Origin of the sequence: uncultured Georgenia sp. (genome assembly GCF_937958535.1) — a bacterium.
GTDB lineage: Bacteria > Actinomycetota > Actinomycetes > Actinomycetales > Actinomycetaceae > Oceanitalea.
In genome coordinates, this window is the sequence record NZ_CALGNQ010000090.1 from 15,822 (window position 1) to 37,031 (window position 21,210).

General features: G+C 71.4%; 12 protein-coding genes. 8 read left to right on the plus strand and 4 right to left on the minus strand.

Annotated elements, in window-relative coordinates:
• Positions 1 to 155: 155 nt before the first annotated feature.
• From Q0195_RS05340 to Q0195_RS05360, 4 genes are all read right to left on the minus strand, one after another.
• Positions 156 to 524, minus strand: a complete 369-nt coding sequence (locus Q0195_RS05340) for a hypothetical protein (RefSeq protein WP_299275571.1) — start codon at positions 522 to 524, stop codon at positions 156 to 158.
• Complete coding sequence (locus tag Q0195_RS05345; RefSeq protein WP_299275574.1) at positions 524 to 1,897, minus strand: TFIIB-type zinc ribbon-containing protein; 1,374 nt, start codon at positions 1,895 to 1,897, stop codon at positions 524 to 526. The genes Q0195_RS05340 and Q0195_RS05345 overlap by 1 nt, the downstream gene beginning before the upstream one ends.
• Entirely contained in the window at positions 1,898 to 3,406 is a 1,509-nt protein-coding gene (locus tag Q0195_RS05355) for an SPFH domain-containing protein (protein WP_366518078.1), read from the minus strand.
• Positions 3,407 to 3,623: 217 nt separating this feature from the next.
• Positions 3,624 to 5,261 carry a hypothetical protein gene (locus tag Q0195_RS05360; protein ID WP_299275577.1) on the minus strand — a complete coding sequence of 546 codons (1,638 nt, stop codon included), beginning with the start codon at positions 5,259 to 5,261 and terminating at the stop codon, positions 3,624 to 3,626.
• A 563-nt stretch (positions 5,262 to 5,824) separates the two neighbouring features.
• Here Q0195_RS05360 and Q0195_RS05365 point away from each other — a divergent pair.
• The 8 genes from Q0195_RS05365 to Q0195_RS05400 form a co-directional block, all read left to right on the plus strand.
• Positions 5,825 to 7,651: a M14 family zinc carboxypeptidase gene (locus Q0195_RS05365; protein WP_299275579.1), complete on the plus strand. Its 1,827-nt coding sequence runs from the start codon at positions 5,825 to 5,827 to the stop codon at positions 7,649 to 7,651.
• Between the two features lie 261 nt (positions 7,652 to 7,912).
• Positions 7,913 to 9,040, plus strand: a complete 1,128-nt coding sequence (locus tag Q0195_RS05370; RefSeq protein WP_299275582.1) for a Gfo/Idh/MocA family oxidoreductase — start codon at positions 7,913 to 7,915, stop codon at positions 9,038 to 9,040.
• A 26-nt stretch (positions 9,041 to 9,066) separates the two neighbouring features.
• Positions 9,067 to 10,542, plus strand: coding sequence for a sugar ABC transporter ATP-binding protein (locus tag Q0195_RS05375; protein ID WP_299275602.1), 1,476 nt, complete (start codon positions 9,067 to 9,069; stop codon positions 10,540 to 10,542).
• Entirely contained in the window at positions 10,539 to 11,612 is a 1,074-nt protein-coding gene (locus Q0195_RS05380; RefSeq protein WP_299275585.1) for an ABC transporter permease, read from the plus strand. The genes Q0195_RS05375 and Q0195_RS05380 overlap by 4 nt, the downstream gene beginning before the upstream one ends.
• Positions 11,609 to 12,652, plus strand: coding sequence for an ABC transporter permease (locus tag Q0195_RS05385; protein WP_299275588.1), 1,044 nt, complete (start codon positions 11,609 to 11,611; stop codon positions 12,650 to 12,652). The genes Q0195_RS05380 and Q0195_RS05385 overlap by 4 nt, the downstream gene beginning before the upstream one ends.
• A gap of 75 nt (positions 12,653 to 12,727) precedes the next feature.
• Complete coding sequence (locus tag Q0195_RS05390) at positions 12,728 to 13,978, plus strand: substrate-binding domain-containing protein (protein WP_299275590.1); 1,251 nt, start codon at positions 12,728 to 12,730, stop codon at positions 13,976 to 13,978.
• A gap of 98 nt (positions 13,979 to 14,076) precedes the next feature.
• Positions 14,077 to 14,940, plus strand: coding sequence for a sugar phosphate isomerase/epimerase (locus Q0195_RS05395; RefSeq protein WP_299275593.1), 864 nt, complete (start codon positions 14,077 to 14,079; stop codon positions 14,938 to 14,940).
• 91 nt (positions 14,941 to 15,031) lie between these two features.
• Positions 15,032 to 21,210, plus strand: a 6,179-nt coding sequence (locus Q0195_RS05400) for a ThuA domain-containing protein (protein WP_299275596.1), incomplete at its 3' end; no start/stop codon positions are given.

Here is a 21,210-nt window from a genome sequence, read left to right on the forward strand (position 1 = left end):
GGGGGTTCGCGCCTTCGGTGATGAGCTCCTCGAGCGGTGACGCCGGGCAGCGGACGACGCGTCCGAGGTCGGACGCGCGTCGACGGCAGCGTGCCGCGCTGTGCGGCCGGCACCGACTGCTCGGGAACGCGCAGCCGCCAGATGTCGGGCGTCCCTCAGCGGAAGCTCGTGAAGACCTTCTGCAGGGCACCGGTGCTCTGCGACACCCCGCCCAGCAGCTGGCCGATGCCGCTGAGCTGGGCGCCCTCGATGTGGCGCTCGTTCGCGCCGTCCATGCGCTTGTTCCGCAGGCGGGTGCGCTTGCCCTTGAGCTCGTCGGTGGCCTGCAGGTTGTCGATGGTGGCCTCGGTCTCGCGCGCGTGCATGTGCCGCTTGTCGACGTTGCGGTAGCGCAGGTACATCAGCCCGTAGAACACGAACCCGGACAGGTAGAGCAGCAGGCCGAGCGAGCCGATGTCCCCGCTGCCGGACTCGCCGGCGAGCACCTGGCCCTGGCTCGCGGCCCACATCATCGAGTGCACCATCAGGTCACCGCCATGACGATCGTGCCGAGGACCATCCCGACCACCTGGACCACACCGGCCACCGCGAGCAGCTTGGGGTGGTTGACCGGGACGCTGCCCATGGTCTCGCCGGTGCGGCCGTTGACCGCGACGTAGTGGAGGAAGGACCGCCCGTTCGAGCGCTTCTCGTGGTAGCTGTACAGCCACACCGGCAGGTAGGCCGCCGCCCAGCGCTGGCCCCGGATGTCGACCTCCTGCCGGTCCCAGCGCACCCCCCGGTCGTAGAAGCCGAGGGTCTCGTCGGCCACGCGGTGCCGGGTGACGTCGCGCGCCTGCCGCTCGACGAGCGGGGCAAGCTCGGCGATGTTCGAGTCACGCCGCTCGGAGGTGAAGCCGGCGATGTAGTTCGCGTCGTAGCGGACCGAGTTCTCGACGTCGAACGGCATGATCGCGTTGATGATGTTGTTGGAGTTGAGGCTCGTGTCCTGGTTCCGGCGCTCGGCGGCCGCCTCGACGGTCAGGTCGTTGATGTAGATGTCCAGCTCGCGCCGCACGCGGTAGACGTCGGCGTCGTACACCCGCCGCTTCCGGTCACCGCTGCCGACCATGTACGTCCGGGTGCAGTGCTCCCCCTCCCCGGCGAACCGGGCGTGGGCGTTGATGTCGACCACCATGTACGGCAGGTACACCCCCATGACGTTCTCGGGGGCGAACTCCTTGAGGAAGCGGGGGTGGGCGAAGGCCCGCCGCTTCTTGACGAACCCGCGGATCCGCTCGACGGCGTCCTCCTTGCGGAGGCGGAAGGGCAGCACCATGTCGGGCACGGCGCCGTTGGGGATCTGCTGGTTGACGGAGAGCTTGTTCCGGCACCAGTGGCACCGGGCCTGGGTGCTCTCGGCGGTGTTGACCACGACCTCCGCACCGCAGGCCGTGCACTTGAAGGTCAGCACCTCGTCGGTCGAGGCGACGATGTCCTGCGAGCCGGACCCGATGACCAGACCGGTCAGGGTCCGGATGTCCTGGTTGATGAACAGCTCGTCGTCCTGCTTGCCCCACTCGTGCCGGCAGAACAGGCAGCGCAGCAGCCCGCTGGCGGTGTTGAGGCTGATCTCGGTGGCACCGCAGCGGGGGCATTTGGCCAACCCGTCCTGCGCATCGGCGTCCGTCCGGACGACCTGCGGCCCGTCCGTCCCTGCGGGCGGAGGGGAGGTGACGACAGGCGGGGTGGTCGGCGGGGGCGGGGCGACCGGTGGGGCGGTCGGCGGGGGCGGGGCGGCGGCCACCCCGGGGTGCGGGAAGCCGGCGGCGGGCTGCCCGGAGGGGGCGGGCGGTGCCGCCGGAGGGGTGGTGGGTGCGGCCGGCTGTGCCCGCTCAGGGTCCTGCGTCGTGGTCATCTACAGCCCAAGGACCTTGGCCTTCGCTGCGTCGTAGTCGGCCTGCGTGATGAGGCCCTGGTCGAGCAGCGTCTTGAGCTGGCTGAGCTTGGCCACCGGGTCCTCCGGGGCCGCGGCGCCCTGAACGGGCGGCTCGGGGGCGGGCGGCGCCTGCGGGGCAGGCTCCTGCCCCGGCGGGGGCGGCGGGGCCTGGGCCGGGCTCTGCGGCTGGCCCTGCGGCGGCCCGTAGCCCTGCGGCGGCTGCGCGTACCCCTGCCCCTGGTACCCGTATCCCTCGGCCTGCGGGCCCTGACCCTGCGTCTGCTGCCCGTAGTAGGGCTGCTGGCCGTAGCCCTGTGGCGGCTGGCCCTGCGGCGGCTGGCCCGGACCGTGGGGCGGGTGGCCGGGGCCCTGCGGCGGCTGGCCGTAGCCGCCCGACGGCGGGCCGTAGGCGGCCTGCGGCACCTGCTGGTAGCTGTGCTGGTATCCCGGGGCGACCGGCTGCTGCAGCCCGCCCATCGCCCCGCCGGCGGCGTTCATGCCCATGCCGAGGAAGGCCATGCCGGCCCCGCCACCGCCGCTCTCCCCCGCGGCCTGGATGCCGCGGGCGGCGGCCTGCTGCATGAAGGAGTTGCCGCGCGCTCCGCCGAGGGCGTCGGCCTTCTTCACGTCGCTGAGCAGCTTGCGAGTGTCCTCGTCGTACTCGATCGCCTGGATGGCGACCTTGACGATGGCCAGACCGCGGTCGGAGGTCCAGCGGTAGCCCTGCTCGACAGCCTGGCTCAGCGACTGGGCGAACCCGACGGAGTCGGACTGGATCCGGGTGATCCGGTTCCCCTGGCTCGGGTCGTTGGTGTAGATCGAGAAGGCCTGCGCCAGCGAGCCGACCACCTCGTTGAAGAGCTGGCTGGCGGCGTCGTTGTCCAGGTCGGAGAAGTCGAACACCCGCGGCGCGTCGCCGAGGTAGGTCTGCGGCACGAACTGCCGGACGAAGAGGATCGGGTCGACGATGCGCAGCGTGTAGGTGCCCCGGGTGATCGCGCCGACCTGGGCGCCGAGGTACGCGTCGTCCCAGTAGATCTCGGACTGGGTGCCGAAGCGGTTGTTCGGGATCTCCTTGAGGTTGACGTAGAACGCCAGCTGCCGGGAGCCCGGCTGGCCACCGAACTTGAACCGCTCCCACGACGTCGTCACGGTCGGGCTGAGAATGCCGTCACCGGCGAAGATCGACTGGGAGTTCTGGTCGTCGGAGGTGTAGATGAACCCGCCGGGCTCGGCGATGAACCCGGTGATCTGACCGTCCTGGAGGGTGATGAGCCCGTGGCCCTCCGGCACGAGGATCTTGCTGCCGTTGGTGATGATGTGGGCCGAGCCCTGGGTGTTCGAGCCGCGCCCCATGTTCTGCCCCTGAGGGACGGCGGGGAAGATCGCGGCCGTGGGGGCCAGGCTCCGGGGCGGGACGAGGAAGTCCTTCCACTGGTCGGCCATGGTGCCGCCGAGCGCGCCGGTGAACGCCTTGATGAACCCCATCCGAAATCCTCCGTGAGCAGCCGGGTCTCCCCCATCGGAACCAGCGACTTTACCAGCGCGGTGTCGGCGCTCGGGCTGCTTCCGCCCCGGAGCATACCCACAGCGGGGGTACGGACGGTGGACGTCGGACCGGCCTGCGGCCCGCAGCGTCGATGCGCCGGGCGGGAGGGACGGCGAAGGCTCGGAGCAGCGCGTGCTCCGGGCCTTGCGCAGGGGGTCAGCGGCGGATGCCGAGGGTGTCGCGGCCGTCGCCGTCCCAGTCGCCCACGAGGGTGGTGTCGGAGGCGCGACCGTAGACCAGCACGGTCTCGGCGTCACCCCCGCGCAGGGAGTTGCTGACGTAGTAGGTGCGGTCGCGGCGCACGGTCAGGCTGTCGGCGCGGTCTGCGTCCCAGTCGCCGACGTAGACGTCGTCACCGGCCCGCCCGTAGTGCAGCACGGTGTCGGCGTCGCCGCCGCGGATCGCGTTCTTCACGTGGTAGGTCTTGCCGCGGCGCACGGTGAAGGTGTCGCGACCGTCGCCGTCCCAGTCGCCGACGAGGACGTCGTCGCCGCTGCGGCCGTAGCGGATCACCCGGTCGGCGTCACCGCCGGTGACGGAGTTCTTCACGTGGTAGGTCTTGCCGCGGCGCACGGCGAAGGTGTCGGTGCCGTCGCCGTCCCAGTCGCCGACGTAGACGCGGTCCCCGGCCCGGCCGTAGTTGATGACGCGGGTGGGCCCGCCGGTGCTGTTGGCGTCGCGGATGTAGAAGGTCTTGCCGATGCGGTAGGCCAGGGTGTCGGTGCCGTCCCCGTCCCAGTCGCCGACGTAGACACGTCCGGCCCGGTTCCCGTACTGGAGCACCCGGTCGGCGGCACCGGTGAAGCTGTTGCTCAGGTGGTACTCGCGGCCGGTGCCGCCGACGCCGCCGTCGTCGATGGAGCGGGTGCTGGAGCCGTCGTCGCCGGGGATCGTCGGGCGCGGCGCCGGCGCGGGCGAGGGCGACTCCCTGCCGGAGGAGGGCTCGCGGGACTCCTCGCCGCCGGAGGAGGAGCCCTTCTGGTCGGAGGCACGGGCGGCGGGCAGGTGCTGGGTGATCTCGCGGTCCATGATGGCGGCGAACTGCCGGCCGCGGCCGTGGCCGACGCCGGAGGGCCAGGTGGCGTCGGTGACGAAGCCGGCATCCGTGTACCAGCTGTAGCCGCCGCGGGCGCCCCACGAGCTTGTCGTGTACGCCTCGTCGGCGGTGCCGGTGTCGAAGGACACCACGGTCGATCGCCGGTACTCCTGCGAGAACGAGGCCTTCGTCGCGGGCGCGCCGCCGTAGGCGATCGCCACGGCCAGGTCGACGGAGTGCGCCTCGCCGTGGGCCGGGAGGAAGAAGCGGGTGGTCCACTGCGCGCCGGAGGAGTAGCCACCGATGACGACGCGGTCGAGGTCGATGTCGTACTGCGACGTGACCCGGGAGATGAGGTCGGAGGACCAGCGGGCCTTGCCCACGGCGTTGCGCGAGTCGTACCAGCAGTTGTCGGTGCCGTCGCAGCCGGGTGCCGGCGCTTCGGGCGTGAGGAGCAGCAGGTTGTGCTTGCGGGCCACCGCGACCAGTCCGGCGTCGCCGTCGGCGTCGAGCAGGTAGGTGCTGTTCGGGTTGTCCAGCCCGTAGCCCCCGGACCCGTCGGTGTAGACGAGCAGCCCGACCGGGCGCGACCAGTCCAGCCCGGCGGCGAAGATGTGGTAGCTCGACGTGAGACCGGCGGAGGTGAAGGACTGGTCCAGCCGGTTCGTCAGCGCGCCTCCTGCGCCGCCCGTCGATGCGGCGCTCGCCGGCGCGGCGACCCCCGCGACGACCAGACCGGTAGCGACGAGTGCGGTCACGCCGGCCTGCTTGATGCGTCGGTACACAAGAACCCCCCGATAGTTGACTGACGACGCGGTCGTCCCCACGCGTCGGCGGGGGGACGGCCCCTCGGCCACGGCCACGGCCTGCGCGGACCCGGCGAGCACGACCGCATCCAGTGTCGGGCGAAAATGGCCACTTTGGAGACAACTGTCGTCGAGGTCACGTGTGGTGGGCCCCACATGGAATCCCGGCGAAGCGCTGGCACGCGCGTTGCCTGCCCGCTACCGTCGGCGTCAGGTGCACGTGTCACCGGCCGCCGGCGGCCGGTGTGGTGCGTCCGGAGCGCGGTCGTGGACGTCCGGCGTCCGGACGTAGCCGAGGCGTGCCGGCTGCGTGGCGGGGGGGCAGCGATGGCGCGGCGGTGCCGAGGTGGCCGACGATCCGGGCGCGCTCGCGCGCACGCGCCTCCCGCGACACCTGCCCGGCGGGTCCCGACGTCATGGCCCGTCCCCGGCGCGACGGGGGAGGTGAGGACCCTGGCTCGGACACGGCGATGACGCGTGTTGGGAAGAGGCGAGTGAGAGGGCAACGACGACCCATGGAAGTCAGCACAGAGACAGCGAGCGCCGTCCGTCGCGGACGGTTGCTCCTCGTGGCGGCCGCCGGAGCGGCACTGGTCGCCTCGCTGGTGGCCACCCCGCCGTCACAGGCGCAGGAGGGGCAGGTCACCGGCCTGACCGTCGAGCAGCAGCAGGGCTTTGCCACCCTGCGGTGGGATCCGGTCCCCGGTGCCACCGAGTACGAGATCGAGCGCACGCCGGTCGACGAGGACGACGAGGTCACCGGTGACCCGGTGATCACCGGTATCTGGCGCCCGGAGCGGCAGGTCGACCAGGTCGAGCCGGCTTTCGCCGACGCGAACTTCGACCCTGGTGACCGCTTCCGGTGGCGGGTGCGGGTGCCGGGCCAGGAGTTCTCCGAGCCCGTGCACGACACCACGCTGCCGCAGTGGGGTGACCCGCAGGTGCCGGGGGAGAACCTGCGCACCCAGTGGGAACGGACGGGGGCCGCGACCTACACGAGCGACGTCGAGGAGTACGCGTACACCGCCGCCCTCGACGCCGCCGGCGACCGGGTGCGGGTGGTGGAGATCGGCCGCACGCTGCAGGACCGGCCGATCAACATGTTCGTCATCGGGTACCCGGAGCCCCCGGCGACGGCCGCAGAGGTCGCCGACTCCGCGGCCGCACTGGTGAACTGCAACGTCCACGGCAACGAGCCGTCCTCGCGGGAGGCGTGCCTCATCCTGGCACGCGAGCTCGCCTTCGCCGACGACGAGCGCACCATCGACCTGCTGTCGAACACCACGGTGCTCCTCGTCCCGTCGATCAACGGTGACGGCCGGGCGCTCAACCGCCGCGGCAACCTCGTCAACCAGGACCTCAACCGGGACTTCTCGCTCATCCGCCAGCCTGAGACGTTCGCCTTCACGCAGATGCTGCGCGACTACCGGCCCGACGCCGCCTTCGACGGGCACGAGTTCGGCAACAGCCAGGCCGGTGACCTGCCGGTGATGTTCCCGCGGCACCTCAACGTCCCGGAGCCGGTCCACCTGCAGAGCAAGCACCTCGTCGAGGACTGGCTCTACGAGCATGGCTCGCAGGACGGCTGGTGGTACTGCCCGTACGGCTGCCAGGGCGGCGGTGCCGTGGGGCTGAGCCAGGAGACCATCCTGCGCAACACCCTCGGACTGAAGAACATCGTCGGCGTCCTGCTCGAGGCGCGCAGCTCGGGCGGCGCCACCCGGCCCAGCGACGGCGGCACCAACACCCCGGAGAGCCGCAAGCGCAAGACCTACTCGGCGATCTACACCTACCACCAGTTCTTCGACTACTTCCGCGCCCACCAGGCCGACATCCTCCGGGCCGGCGAGGAAGGACGGCGCGCCCAGACGGCGAACACCGGGCCGATCGTCTTCCGCGGCTCCTACCCGGTGCCGGCGTTCCCGGCCCCGCACCCGGGGCAGGCGCCGCCACCGGACGAGGTCCCCGGTCCCGACCAGGTCCTCGACGAGGAGCGGCTGTGCGGCTACCTCCTCACCGAGGAGCAGTACCACGGCCCGCGGTCGGACAGCCCACCCGGGTTCGAGACGACGCTCGCCGACCGGATCGCCGCCCACGGCTGGCGGGTCCAGGTGCGGCCCAACGGGTACATGGTGCCGCTGACTCAGGAGGAGCGCGGGCTCATCCCGCTGCTGCTCGACGGACAGGCGGCCGAGCCGTGGACCGCGGCGCAGCGGCTGTACTGGCCACCGGCGAACCCCAAGGCCGCGCTGCCCGACAGCGCGTGCGGACGCTCCGCCGGCTACGCACCGCCCAGGGCGACGTCCACCCCGCAGGCCGCTCTCGGCTACGTGACCGACTGAGCTCCCGGCCCGGCGCGTGCGTCCCCGAGCGCCCCGGCTGCTCGGGGACGCAGGGTCGTCGCGCGCGGGTCTGACCTGCGCCGGCCGTGCGGCAGCCGCCCGCGGGACCGGGTCCGCACGATCTGAACCGGACCATTCCGGCATACCCGGCTGCCTTTGCGCGTGCCTGCCCGCTTGTCCTACGCATGGGAACCACATGTCCCGGAGTTGCTGCGCAACTTATGCTTGACGACTGACGGAAGTGTCCCTAAGGTCTCGCCCATGTCTGTTGCGGGGGTCACGGTCGACCAGAACCAGGGCGCGACGGCGACGCGTCGCTATCGCGCCGGCATCGTCGGAGCCGGCTTCATGGGCCAGGTGCATGCACGGGCGATCCGCGTCAACGGCGGTGAGGTCGTCGGCGTCGTCGCGAGCACCGAGGAACGCTCCCGGCAGGCCGCTGCCGAGCTCCTCGCGACCCGCACGATCACCACGGTCGACGAGTTGCTCGAGGCGGAGGACGTCGACGTCGTCCACATCTGCACGCCGAACTACCTGCACCACCCGGTCGCGATGCGGGCGATCGAGGCCGGCAAGCACGTCGTGTGCGAGAAGCCGCTGGCCACCACCCCGCAGGACGCCCACAGCATGTGGGCCGCGATGGAGGCGAGCGGAAGGCTCGGCACCGTCCCCTTCGTCTACCGCTTCCACCCGATGGTCCGCGAGGCGCGCGAGCTCGTGCGCAGCGGCCGCGTGGGCCGCGTCGTCCTCGCCCACGGCTCCTACCTGCAGGACTGGCTCAGCGCCCCGGAGGACGACAACTGGCGGGTCGACTCCCGCCTGGGCGGTACCACCCGCGCCTTCGGTGACATCGGCTCCCACTGGTGCGACCTCATGGAGTTCGTCACCGGTGACCGGATCGCCGCCGTGAGCGCGCGCTCCGCCACCGTCAACGAGAACCGCGGCGAGGCCGTGGTCGACACCGAGGACGTCGTCGTCCTCCAGTTCGAGACCCGCGCGGGTGTCCTCGGCACGGCGACGATCTCCCAGGTCTCGCCCGGCCGCAAGAACCGCCTCCTCCTGGAGATCTCCGGCGCGCACGCGACCCTGACCTTCGACCAGGAGGAGCCGGAGAAGCTGTGGCTCGGCGCACGCGAGCGCTCCCAGCTGCTCGTGCGTGACCCGGAGACCCTCTCACCGGCCGCGGCCCAGTACGTCGGCGTCCCGGCGGGCCACCCGCAGGGCTACCAGGAGTGCTTCGCCGCCTTCGTCACCGACACCGCCCGCGGCATCGCCGGGGAGGTCCCGGACGGACTGCCCACCTTCGCCGACGGGCTGCGCGCGGCGCGTATCGCCGACGCCGTGGTCCGGTCCGCTGCCGAGCACACGTGGGTGGAGGTCGAACCGTGAGCACTGCGGCGGCTCCGCTGCTGCGGATGCGGGGGATCACCAAGTCGTTCTTCGGCGTGGAGGTCCTCAGCGGCATCGACCTGGACGTCCGCGCCGGTGAGGTCCACGCTCTCGTCGGGGAGAACGGCGCCGGGAAGTCCACCCTGATGAAGATCCTCGCCGGCGTGCACCCGGCCGACGGCGGCACCATCCACCTCGACGGACAGCCCGTCGCCTTCACCCACCCGCTCGAGGCGCAGGCCGCCGGGGTGACGACCGTCTTCCAGGAGTTCAACCTGCTCCCCGAACGCACCGTCGCCGAGAACGTCTTCCTCGGGCGCGAGCCGCGCCGCCGCGGCCTGGTCGACCCGACCCGGATGGCCCGTGACACTGCCCGGCTGCTCGAGGACCTGGGCATCGACACCATCTCCCCCTATGTCAAGGTGCGCAGCCTGTCGGTCGCCGAGCAGCAGGTCGTCGAGATCGTCAAGGCGATGTCCTTCGACGCGCGGATCATCTCGATGGACGAGCCCACCGCGGCGCTCGCCGACCACGAGGTCGAGCTGCTCTACGACCTCGTGCACCGGCTGCGCGACCGCGGCGTTGCGGTGCTGTACGTGTCGCACCGGCTCAAGGAGATCTTCGACCTGTGCGACCGGATCACCGTCCTGAAGGACGGCGTCCTCGTCGACACGGTCGACACCGGAGACATCACCCGGGACGAGCTCGTCCGCAAGATGGTCGGCCGCCCCATCAGCGCGCTCTTCCCCGAGCCGCGGCCCGGCACCCGGCCCGGCCAGACTCGCCTCGCGGTGCGCGGCGCCGGGAACTCGATGCTCCGCGACATCAGCTTCGAGGTGCGCGGCGGCGAGATCGTCGCCCTCGCCGGCCTCCAGGGCAGCGGCCGCACCGAGGTCGCCCACGGCCTCTTCGGAGTCGCCCCCTTCACCCAGGGGCACGTCGAGGTGGACGGGCGGCGCGTCGACCTACGCTCCCCCCGCCAGGCTGTCCGTGCCGGCATCGCCCTCGTCACCGAGGACCGCAAGACCGAGGGCCTCGCCCTCAACCAGTCCATCGCCGCCAACGCCCGCCTCGTGCTCGACGCCGTCATGCCCGGCCGTGCCAGGCAAGGCGCCCGCCGCGCCCCGGGCGTGCTCTCCTCGCTGGAGCTCACCGCCCGCAGCGGCGCCCACGAGGTGCGCTTCCTCTCGGGCGGCAACCAGCAGAAGGTCGTGCTGGCGAAGTGGCTGCTCACCGAGCCGCGGGTCATCGTCATGGACGAGCCCACCCGCGGCATCGACGTCGGTGCCAAGCGCGCCGTCTACGAGCTCATGCGCGACCTCGCCGCCGAGGGCGTGGCGATCGTCCTCATCTCTTCCGAGCTGCCCGAGGTCATCGGGATGGCCGACCGGATCATCGTCCTCAACGACGGCGAGATCAGCGGCGAGCTGCCCGGCGGCAGCGACGAGGAGGCCGTGATGGCGCTCGCCACGCGCCACGACGTGCTGGAGGAGAGCGCGTGACCACCACGACCACCGCCGCACCGCGACCCACCTCGCGCCCGCTGCACCGGCGGAGCGTGGTGCGGTCCATCCCCCTCATCTACGTCGCCCTGCTCGTCATCCTCGCCGTCGGCACGGTCATCCTCGCCACCAACGGGGAGAACCTCTTCAGCGCCGGCTCCGTCGTCGACATCCTCACCCGCTCCAGCCTGCTCGGCTTCATCGCCATCGGGCAGACGCTGGTCATCCTGTGCCGTTCCCTCGACCTCTCGGTGGGCTACGTAGCGGCCCTGGCCAGCCTGGTCGCCGCGGTCGTCATGGACGGGCAGGAGTCGCGTATCGCCCTCGGGGTGGTCGCCGCGCTCGGCGTCTCCGCCGCCGTCGGCCTCTTCAACGGGCTGGTGACGACGAAGCTCGGCGTCCACGCCTTCATCACCACCCTCGGCGCCGGGCTCATCATCAAGGGGTTCCTCGACACCCGGTTCCCCGGCCCCTCCGGGTCGGTCCCCGCCGCTTTCCAGGGCTTCGGCTACACCCGGATCTCGGTGCTGCCGCTCTCCGCCCTCATCATGCTGCTCCTCGCGGCCGCCGCCGTGGTCATGCTCCACCGCACCCGGCTCGGGCACAGCATGTTCGCCGTCGGTGGCAACATCGACGTCGCGCGCCTCTCCGGCATCCGCACCGACCGGACGCTGGTCACCGCCCACGTCCTGTGCTCCACCATGGCCGGTGTCGCCGGGCTGCTCCTCGCCGCCCGCTTCAGCACCGGTGTCGGTGCCCAGATCTACAGCGCCGGCTACGACCTGGACTCCATCGCCGCCGTCGTGCTGGGCGGCACCCTCCTGCTCGGTGGCCGCGGCGGCGTGGGCGGCACCATCGCCGCCGTCCTCATCCTCGGGGTCCTCGACAGCCTCTTCAACGAGCTGCAGATCGACCCCTTCTTCCGCGACGTCCTGCGCGGTGTCATCATCATCGCCGCCGTCGCCATGTACGCCCGCCGCCAGATCGACCCGACCAAGGCGCGGGCCCGGTTCCGAGACTCGAGCCCCGGCCGGCGCCTGCTCCGGCTGGGCAGGGGAGGACAGCGATGAGCGCCCGCACCGACGCCGCCGCGCTCCCGCGGCCCACTCTCCTCGAGCGGCTGCGGAGCAACGGCAGCGCCCCCGTCCTCGTCGTCCTGGCCGTGCTCGTGGCCGTCATGCTCGGCCTCAACCCGGGCTTCTTCGAGCCGCCGTCGCTCATGGCGTTCCTCCGCAACGCCGCACCACTCGTCGTGCTCGCCATCGGCCAGTACTTCGTCATCGTCTCCGGCGAGTTCGACCTGTCCGTCGGCAGCCTGGTCGGGGCGCAGGTCGTCATCGCCGCCGCCCTCATCAACGGCGAGGAGAGCCGCACCTGGCCGGTCATCGGGCTGATGATCCTCGTGGGGCTGCTCGTCGGCCTGGTCAACGGCCTGGTGACCACCGTGCTGCGGGTGCCCTCGTTCATCACGACGCTCGGCACGATGCTCGTGCTCTACGGCGCCATCCGGCTGTGGACGGGCGGGGCGCCCATCGGCGCCCTGTCGGAGAGCTTCCGCAAGTGGGGCCGGCTGGGTATCGACATGCCCGTCGTGCGCCAGCTGCCTTACGCGCTCATCATCATGGTGGTCCTCGCCGTCGTGGCCGTGCTCGTCATGAGCTCCTCGTTCGGGCGGGTGCTCGTCGCCACCGGGGACAACGACGTCGCCGCTACCTTTGCCGGTGCGCGCGTCTGGTACGTGCGCACCGCCGCCTTCGTCCTGTCCGGGCTCTTCGCCACCATTGCCGGCATCCTCGTCGGCGGCTTCGCCGGGGTGACCGCCCAGGTGGGGCAGGGCATGGAGTTCACCGCCATCACCGCGGTCGTCCTCGGCGGGGTGCTCCTCGGGGGCGGGCGCGGCTGGGTCGTGGGGGCGATGGCCGGTGCGCTGACCTACCAGCTGCTGTCGCGGCTGCTCGTCCAGCTCGACGCACCCTCCACCCTCAACCCGACCATCCAGGGCGTCATCATCATCGCCGCGGTGGCCTACGCCGCGCGGGGCCGGAGCACACGGCGCCGCCGCACCGCGCCGCAGACACCGGCCCCGCCCCAGCCCGTGGGAGCCGCATGACCTGACCGCCCGCGCCCACGGCGCTCCCCGCCCACCCCGTCCCCACCGACTTCTTTCACGACCAAGGAGGGTTTGATGAAGCGCACGCTTCGCGTCACCGCCGGCCTGCTGGGCCTCGGCCTCGCCCTGGCGGCGTGCACCACCGACACGCCCAGCGACGCCGAGACCACCGACTCGCCGACCACCCAGGAGACCGACGCCGCACCGGACACCGTCACCGACGACGGCGCCGGCGGGGGCACCCCGGAGGGTGAGTTCTTCGTCCGCGCCGACTACGAGCGCCAGCTCGCCCAGCGCGACGTCACCCCCGAGGGGGACCCGGCCACCCCGTGGCTCCAGATGATCGAGCCCGGTGAGATGGTCGACACCGCGGAGTTCACCTCCGAGGGCCCCCACACCCTGTGCTTCTCCAACGCCTCGGTCTCCAACCCGTGGCGCGTGACCGGCTGGACCACCATGCAGCAGCAGGTGCAGGTGCTGCAGGACGCCGGTGTCATCGGAGAGTTCCGCTTCGCGGACGCCGGCGACGACGACAACAAGCAGATCTCCGACATCGAGTCCTTCATCGCCGACGGCGACTGCGACGCGATCATCATCTCCCCCTCCACCACGGCCACCCTGACCCCCGCCGTCGAGGCGGCCTGCGAGAGCGGTGCCCCGGTCATCGTCTTCGACCGCGGCGTCAACACCGACTGCGCCGTGACCTTCATCCACCCGATCGGCGGCTACGCCTACGGCGCCAGCGGCGCGGAGTTCCTCGTCGACAACCTCGAGCCCGGCTCGCGGGTGCTCGCGCTGCGGATCTTGCCGGGCGTGGACGTCCTGGAGCACCGCTGGGGCGCGGCCAACGACATCTTCTCCCAGAGCGACCTCGAGGTCGTCGGGGTGGAGTTCACCGAGGGCGACGCCGCGAAGATCAAGGATATCGTCACCCAGTACCTCCAGCGCGGTGACGTCGACGGCATCTGGATGGACGCCGGTGACGGCGCCGTGGCCGCCATCGAGGCCTTCGAGGACATGGGCGCGGACTACCCCGTCTTCGTCGGCGAGGACGAGCTGAGCTTCATGCGCAAGTGGGAGGAGACCGGCATGACGGCGATCGCCCTGGTCTACTCCAACTTCCAGTGGCGCACCCCGGTGCTGGCCGCCGAGATGATCTGGAACGGCGAGCCGGTGCCGGCCGAGTGGGTGCTGCCGCAGGAGCCGATCACCGAGGCCGAGCGCGCCGACTTCCTCGAGCGCAACGCCGACATGCCCTCACTCCACTACGCCAAGTTCGGCGGCGAGGACCTGCCCGGTTACCCCGAGGCGTGGCAGAACCGCTGACCCATCCGTGAGCTGCGGGGGCGGGGCACCACCCGCCGCGCCCCCGCAGCACACCGCCGTCCCCACCCCACCCGACTGCTGGGAGAGACGAACAGACAATGACGTCCCTGCGGCGCCGCATCGGCGTCAACACCTGGGTCTGGACCTCACCGCTCACCGACGACGCGCTGCGCACCCTGGCCCCGAAGGTCAAGGACTGGGGCTTCGACACCATCGAGCTGCCGGTGGAGAACCTCGGCGACTGGGACCCGCCGTCCGCGGCGACGCTGCTCGCGGACCTGGGCCTGGACGCCACCGTCACCCTCGTCATGGGCGAGGGCCGCGAGCTCGTCGCTGCCGACGCGGCCACGGTGCGCGCCACGCAGGACTACCTGCGGGGCGTCGTCGACGCCGCCCACACGGTCGGCTCCCCGGTCATCGCCGGGCCCGCGTACACCTCCGTGGGCCGCACGTGGCGGATGAGCGAGGCCGAGCGGCGCGCCTGCTACGCCGAGCTGGTGGAGCACCTCGAGCCCGTCGTCGCCCACGGCCGCGACGCCGGGGTCCGCCTCGCCGTCGAGCCGCTCAACCGCTACGAGACATCGCTCATCAACACCGTCGACCAGGCGCTGGAGGCGTTGACCCCACTGCCCGACGCCGGGATCCTGCTCGACGTCTACCACCTGAATATCGAGGAGACCGACGTGCCGGCGGCCATCCGCCGGGCCGGCAGCCGCATCGTCCACGTCCAGGTCTGCGCCAACGACCGCGGCGCCCCCGGTGCGGACCACCTGCCGTGGCGGGAGATCCTCACCGCGCTCGACGACGCCGGGTACCGGGGCCCGCTGTGTATCGAGTCCTTCACCGCCGAGAACGCCACGATCGCGACGGCGGCATCGATCTGGCGGCCGCTGGCCGCCACCCAGGACGCGATCGCCGTCGACGGCCTGGCCCACCTGAGGGAGCTGATGCCGAGGAGCTGACCGGGGGACCGCACCCGCGCCGCACCGGCGTCGGGGCAGTAGAAGCAGCTGTTCGACCACGTGTTGTTCGACCCAATGGAGGGGAACTTCGATGAGCACCGCACGTCCCGGCTGGGGACGGATGGTGGCCTCGCTGGCAACGGGTGCGCTGGGCCTGTCCCTGCTCACCGCCCTGCCGGCCGCCGCCGAGACCGATCCACCGCTCGACATCGTGGACACGAGGGACGGGGACCGGGCCACCGTCCTCGTCTTCACCGCCACCGCCGCCTGGCGCCACGGCGACACGATCGAGCAGGGCACCCCGCTGCTCATGGACGCCTTTGCCGAGGAGGGCATCGGCTCGGTCTGGACCGAGGACTCGCGCATCTTCAACGACGAGGACCTCGCGCAGTTCGACGCGCTGGTGATGTTCCAGACCTCCGGTGACCCGTGGACAGCGGAGCAGAAGGAGGCGCTGGAGTCCTACCAGCAGGCCGGCAACGGCATCGTCGCCATCCACAACGCCACCGACATGCGCGGCGACTACGAGTGGTGGGACAATCTAGTCGGCTCGCTCATGCCCGGCCACGCCGCCACCGGCACCGACCCGGGCCTGCCCGGCGTCGTCCGGGTGGAGGACCGCTCCCACCCCTCGACGGCGCACCTGCCCCAGCGCTGGGAGCGCGCGGACGAGTGGTACAACTTCTCCCACAACGTGCGCGGTGAGGCGCACGTGCTGGCCACCATGGACGAGTCCACCTACAACCCCGGTGGTAACGCCATGGGGTACGACCACCCCATCTCCTGGTGCAAGCACTACGACGGCGGCCGCGCCTGGGCCACCGGCATGGGCCACTTCCCCTCGCACTTCGAGGAGCCGGCACTGCTCCAGCACATCATCGGCGGTGTGGAGTGGGCAGCCGGCCTCGCCGAGGGCGACTGCGGCGGCACGAGCTGGGACATGTACGAGCGGGTGGCGCTCGACCAGAACACCTCCGCCCCGTTCGGCATGGACATCGCCGAGGACGGCCGGGTCTTCTTCACCGAGCTGGTCCGCGGCCAGATCCGCGTCTACGACCCGGTGACCCAGAACACGACGACCGCGCTCGAGCTCGACGTCTACTCCGGCGGCGAGGACGGGATGCTCGGCATCGCGCTGCACCCCGACTTCCTCGAGAACGGGTACATCTACCAGTACTACTCGCCGGCCAGCGACGACGACACCGACCCGGCGAACTTCTTCAACCGGCTCTCCCGGTTCACCATGGACCACGAGACCGGCCTGATCGACCCCGACAGCGAGCGCGTCATCCTCGAGGTGCCCGCCCGCCGGCTCCCCGACGAGCCCGGGCACACCGGCGGTGTCGTCGAGGTCGACTCCGAGGGAGTGCTCTACCTCGGTGTCGGTGACGACGTGAACCCGCACTCCGAGCCCTCCGGCGGCTACGCCCCCCTCTCCGAGCGGGAGGGCACCTTCCACGACGCCCGGGAGACCTCCGCCAACACCAACGACCTGCGCGGCAAGCTGCTGCGGATCATCCCGCTCGACGACATCCCGGAGGGCGCCGAGCCCGGTATCGGGAGCACCTACGAGATCCCCGAGGGCAACCTCTTCCCGGTGGGCACCGAGAAGACCCGCCCGGAGATCTACGCGATGGGCTTCCGCAACCCCTTCCAGTTCGCCATCGACGAGGAGACCGGCCACATCAGCATGGCCGACTACTCCCCGGACAACAGCAACGACAACCCGAGCAGCCGCGGACCCGCCGGCATCGCGGAGTGGATGCTCATCACCGAGCCCGGCTTCTACGGCTGGCCGCTGTGCATGGGCGACAACGAGCCCTTCCGCGACGTCGACTACACCACCAGCCCGCCCACGGTCGGTGACTTCTTCGACTGCGACAACCCGGTCAACGACTCGGTCCGCAACACCGGCCTGCGCGAGCTGCCGCCTGCCAAGCCCGCGGACATGTGGTACGGCTACCAGCGCAGCTCCCACCCGGAGGTCATCCCCCAGGGCAGCGGCCTGGCCCCGATGGGCGGCCCCTTCTACCACTACGACCCGGACCTGGAGTCCGACACCAAGTTCCCGCCGGCCTTCGACGGCCAGCCCTTCTTCTTCGAGTGGGCGCGGAACAAGATGTACTCCCTCATCCTGAGCGAGGACGGCACCGGCCTGGAGAAGGTCAACCCCTTCCTGCCCTCGGAGCCCTTCCTCGCGCCCATCGAGGCGAAGTTCGGGCCCGACGGGTCGATGTACGTGCTCGACTGGGGCGGCGGTTTCGGCCGGCATAACCCCAACTCCGGGCTGTACCGCATCGACTACGTCTCCGGCTCCCGCTCGCCGTCGGCGGTCGGCACGGCCACGCCGGACAGCGGCCAGGCGCCGCTCGAGGTGGCCTTCGACGCCACCGCGAGCCGGGACCCGGAGAACGAGCAGCTCACCTACGCGTGGGACTTCGACGGTGACGGCGAGGTCGACTCCACCGAACCGGTCGCGACGACGACCTACACCGAGAACGGGGTCTACAACGCCCGCCTCACGGTGACCGACCCGCACGGGAAGACCGGCACCACCGTCGTCCCGGTCACGGTCGGCAACACGCGTCCGGAGATCCGCTTCAACCTCCCGCCCACCGGCGCCTTCTTCGACTTCGGTGACGAGATCAGCTGGCAGATCGAGGCCCACGACGCCGAGGAGGAGATCGCCGACGAGGACATCATCGTCCAGCCCGCCCTCGGGCACGACGAGCACGCCCACCCGGCGGAGCCGCTCAGCGGCCGCACCGGGAGCGTCACCACGAGCCTGGGCGGCGGGCACAGCGCGGACATGAACGTGTTCTACGTGCTCGACGCCCGCTACCAGGACTCCGGCGGCGCGGACGGTGTCCCGAGCCTCATCGGCGAGGACACCACCCTGCTCTTCGCCAAGATCCGCCAGGCGGAGTTCTACGCGGACTCCGAGGGCATCACGACGAGCCCGTCACGTGACGTCGAGGGCCACGGCGCCGCCATCAGCGGCGAGGACGGGGCGTGGGCGTCCTACGACCCGGTCAACCTCCTCAACGTCGACCGGCTGCTGCTGCGGGTCGCCTCCGCCACCGGCGGCGACATCGAGCTGCGGCGTGACGCGCCCGACGGCGAGCTGCTCGCCACGGCCGAGGTGCCCTCGACCGGTGGGCTGTCCCGCTACGTCGACGTCCCGGTCGAGGTCGCGGACCCGGGTGAGTCCTTCGCGCTCTACGTCGTCTTCCCCGGCGCGGGGGAGCGGCGGCTGAACTTCATCGAGGCCGACGGGCAGGGCGTCTCCCCGACCACCAAGCCGCGGGTGACCATCACCTCGCCGGCGCCGCGGGAGTCCCTCGAGCTCGGGACGGTCACCGTCACGGCCGAGGCGAGCGACGCACAGCACGCGATCACCCAGGTGGAGTTCTTCGTCGACGGCGAGTCCATCGGCGTGGACGAGGAGGCCCCCTACAGCGTGACGTGGGAGCCCACCGAGGAGTCGGTATTCCAGCTCACCGCGGTCGCCACCAACGACGAGGGGGTGTCCACCACCTCGCGGATCGTCCCGGTGACCGTCGGTGCGCCCTTCGGAGCCTTCGACCAGTTCACCAACGCGGCCGGTGAGTTCGACCGCGGCGAGGACGGCTCGTTCATCATCGACTCCGGCGGCCGTAACATGTGGAACGCGGTGGACGAGTACAGCGCGCTGTACCTGCCCGCGGGCGCCGACGAGAACTGGTCCGCCACGGTGAAGATCACCCGCCAGGGCAACTCCCACAACAGCGCCAAGGCGGGGCTCATCGTCCGCAACGACATCACCGCGCCCGGCCAGTCCGCCGGTTACGCCGCCCTCGCCATCCGCCCCAACGGCGGCTTCGAGTGGTTGCGCTCGGCCAATGGCAACGGTGAGCTCAACGCCTCCACCAGCGCTGGTTCGACCGGGTACCCGGCGTGGGTGCGCCTGGTGCGCAACGGCGACCAGTACACCGCGTTCTGGAGCCGGGACGGGCAGACCTTCCACCAGATCGGTGCCCCGGTCACGCTCCCGGGCGCGGCCGCGGTCCAGGACCTCGGCCTGTTCGTCACCGCGCACCACGACACCGCACGCAGCGAGGTCGAGTTCACCGACTTCGTCTTCGACGACGACCCGGCGGTGCCCGAGCCCGAGCCGGAGCCGGGTCCCGGGCCGAAGTGCGAGGGTCCGATGAGCGACGAGTTCGACGGCGACCGCCTCGACACGCGCCGCTGGACCACCGTCCGCTCGGCAGAGGGGGCGCCGGTCACCGTCGGCGACGGGGCGCTGCACCTGCCGGTCACCGCCGCTGACATCGACGGCGGCAACACCGGCCCGATCAGCTACGTCGGGCAGCCGATGCCCGAGGGCCCCTGGCAGGCCGACGCCAAGGTCACCCTCGACCACGAGCGGCACTGGCAGTTCACCGGGCTGATGATGCACGCCGGCGACGACGACTACGCCAAGCTGGCGTTCACCAGGCACCAGAACGGCAGCCGTTTCGTCGAGTTCTGGACCGAGCGCAACGGCTCGCGCGACTCGCACTCGACCGACGTCACGCTGCCGGCGGACGTGTCGACCGTGCACCTGCGCCTGTCCAGCGACGGTGAGGACCTGCGTGCGGCCTACTCGCTGGACGGCGAGGAGTACACCGCGATCAGCGGTGCCTCCTCCGTCATTCCCGGTGCCACCTTCGGTCTTGTCGCCGCCGGTGACACCGGGGCCGGGGACGGCGTCGCCCTCGTCGACCACTTCCGGGTCACCCCGGACCGGGAGGACGACGGTGAGCGGGAGCCGAGCGACGAGTTCGACGGCGACGCGCTCGACGGGTGCCGCTGGGACCGCACGGTGCGCTACGTGGAGGAGAACGTCAGCGTCTCCGACGGCGAGCTGCACATCGTCACCCAGCCCGGTGACATCAACAACGACAACCCGCAGTCGCCGCAGAACTTCATCCTGCAGACCGCGCCCGAGGGGGATTGGACCGTGGAGACGCGGTTCGCGGCCCCGCTCGTCCACCGCTGGCAGTACGCCGGCCTGCTGGCCTACGGCTCCGACGACGAGTACGTCAAGCTCGACGTCGTCGCCCGCAACCAGCCGGGCCAACCGCTGTCGCTCGGTGCCGAGCTCGTCTCGGAGGTCGGCGGCTCCTTCGGGGCCGGCGGCAACCGGGCGGTGGACCTCCCGGGCCGACCGGAGGACGGCTACTGGCACCTGCGCCTGAGCCGTACCGGCGACGCCTACGAGGGCTGGGTCAGCGCGGACGGCGAGAGCTGGACCTCGCTGGGGGCCCCGGTCACCCACGCCGGAGACCTGGACGCCGTCGGCCTCGTGGCGATCGGCCCGGAGCAGACCGAGCCGGTGACCGTGAGCTTCGACTACTTCCGCCTGGTCCAGGATGAGCCGGAGCCTCCGGTGGATGAGGAGGCGCCCACTGTCTCGGGCAACGTGCTGGGCCGGTCGGAGGCGGTCTTCGAGCCGACGGACCGGGACCCGGGTCAGATCGGGGGGACCGCGACGCTGGTGAAGAGCGCCGAGGGTACGCGGGTCACGGTGCAGGTCACCGGCCTGTTGCCGGGCTTCGAGTACCCGGCCCACCTGCACGACGGTTCCTGCCTGGACCACGGTGGGCACTACATGCACGACCCGGACGGGCCGGCTGCTCCGCCGAACGAGATCTGGGTGTCCTCGACGAGCGACCCGCGTGGCAACCTGGTGCCCAACCAGCAGGGGGTGGCCCGTGGTTCGGGGTCGGCCGACTGGACGGCGCGTCAGCAGCCGCTGTCGGTCCACGTCCACGAGCCCCAGTTGCCGGGGCTGCCGATCGGCTGTGCCGACTTCGCGGCCTATGAGGCTCCCGCGACGCTGGTGCTGGAGGCCGACGACGGTGCCGGCAGCGGTGTGGAGACCGTCGAGTACTCCTTGGACGGCGGGCAGTGGGTGACCTACGAGGGTGAGGTCGAGGTGAGCGAGCCCGGCTCGCACACCGTGGCGTTCCGGGCCACCGACGCCGCCGGGAACACCAGCGAGGTCCAGGAGCTGAGGTTCGCGGTCGCCGGTGAGGAGCCGGAGCCGGTGGAGGTGATGCCGGAGCCGGTGGTGTTCACCGACGAGCCGGGGACCGACCGGGACAGCTACACCGTTCCCGCGGTGGAGGGTGTGGAGTACCTGGTGGACGGTGAGGTCGTGGCGGCGGGGACCTACCCGGGTGCGGGCACGGTGACCGTCACCGCCCGCGCGCTGGACGGGTTCGTGCTGGCCGACGGGGCCAC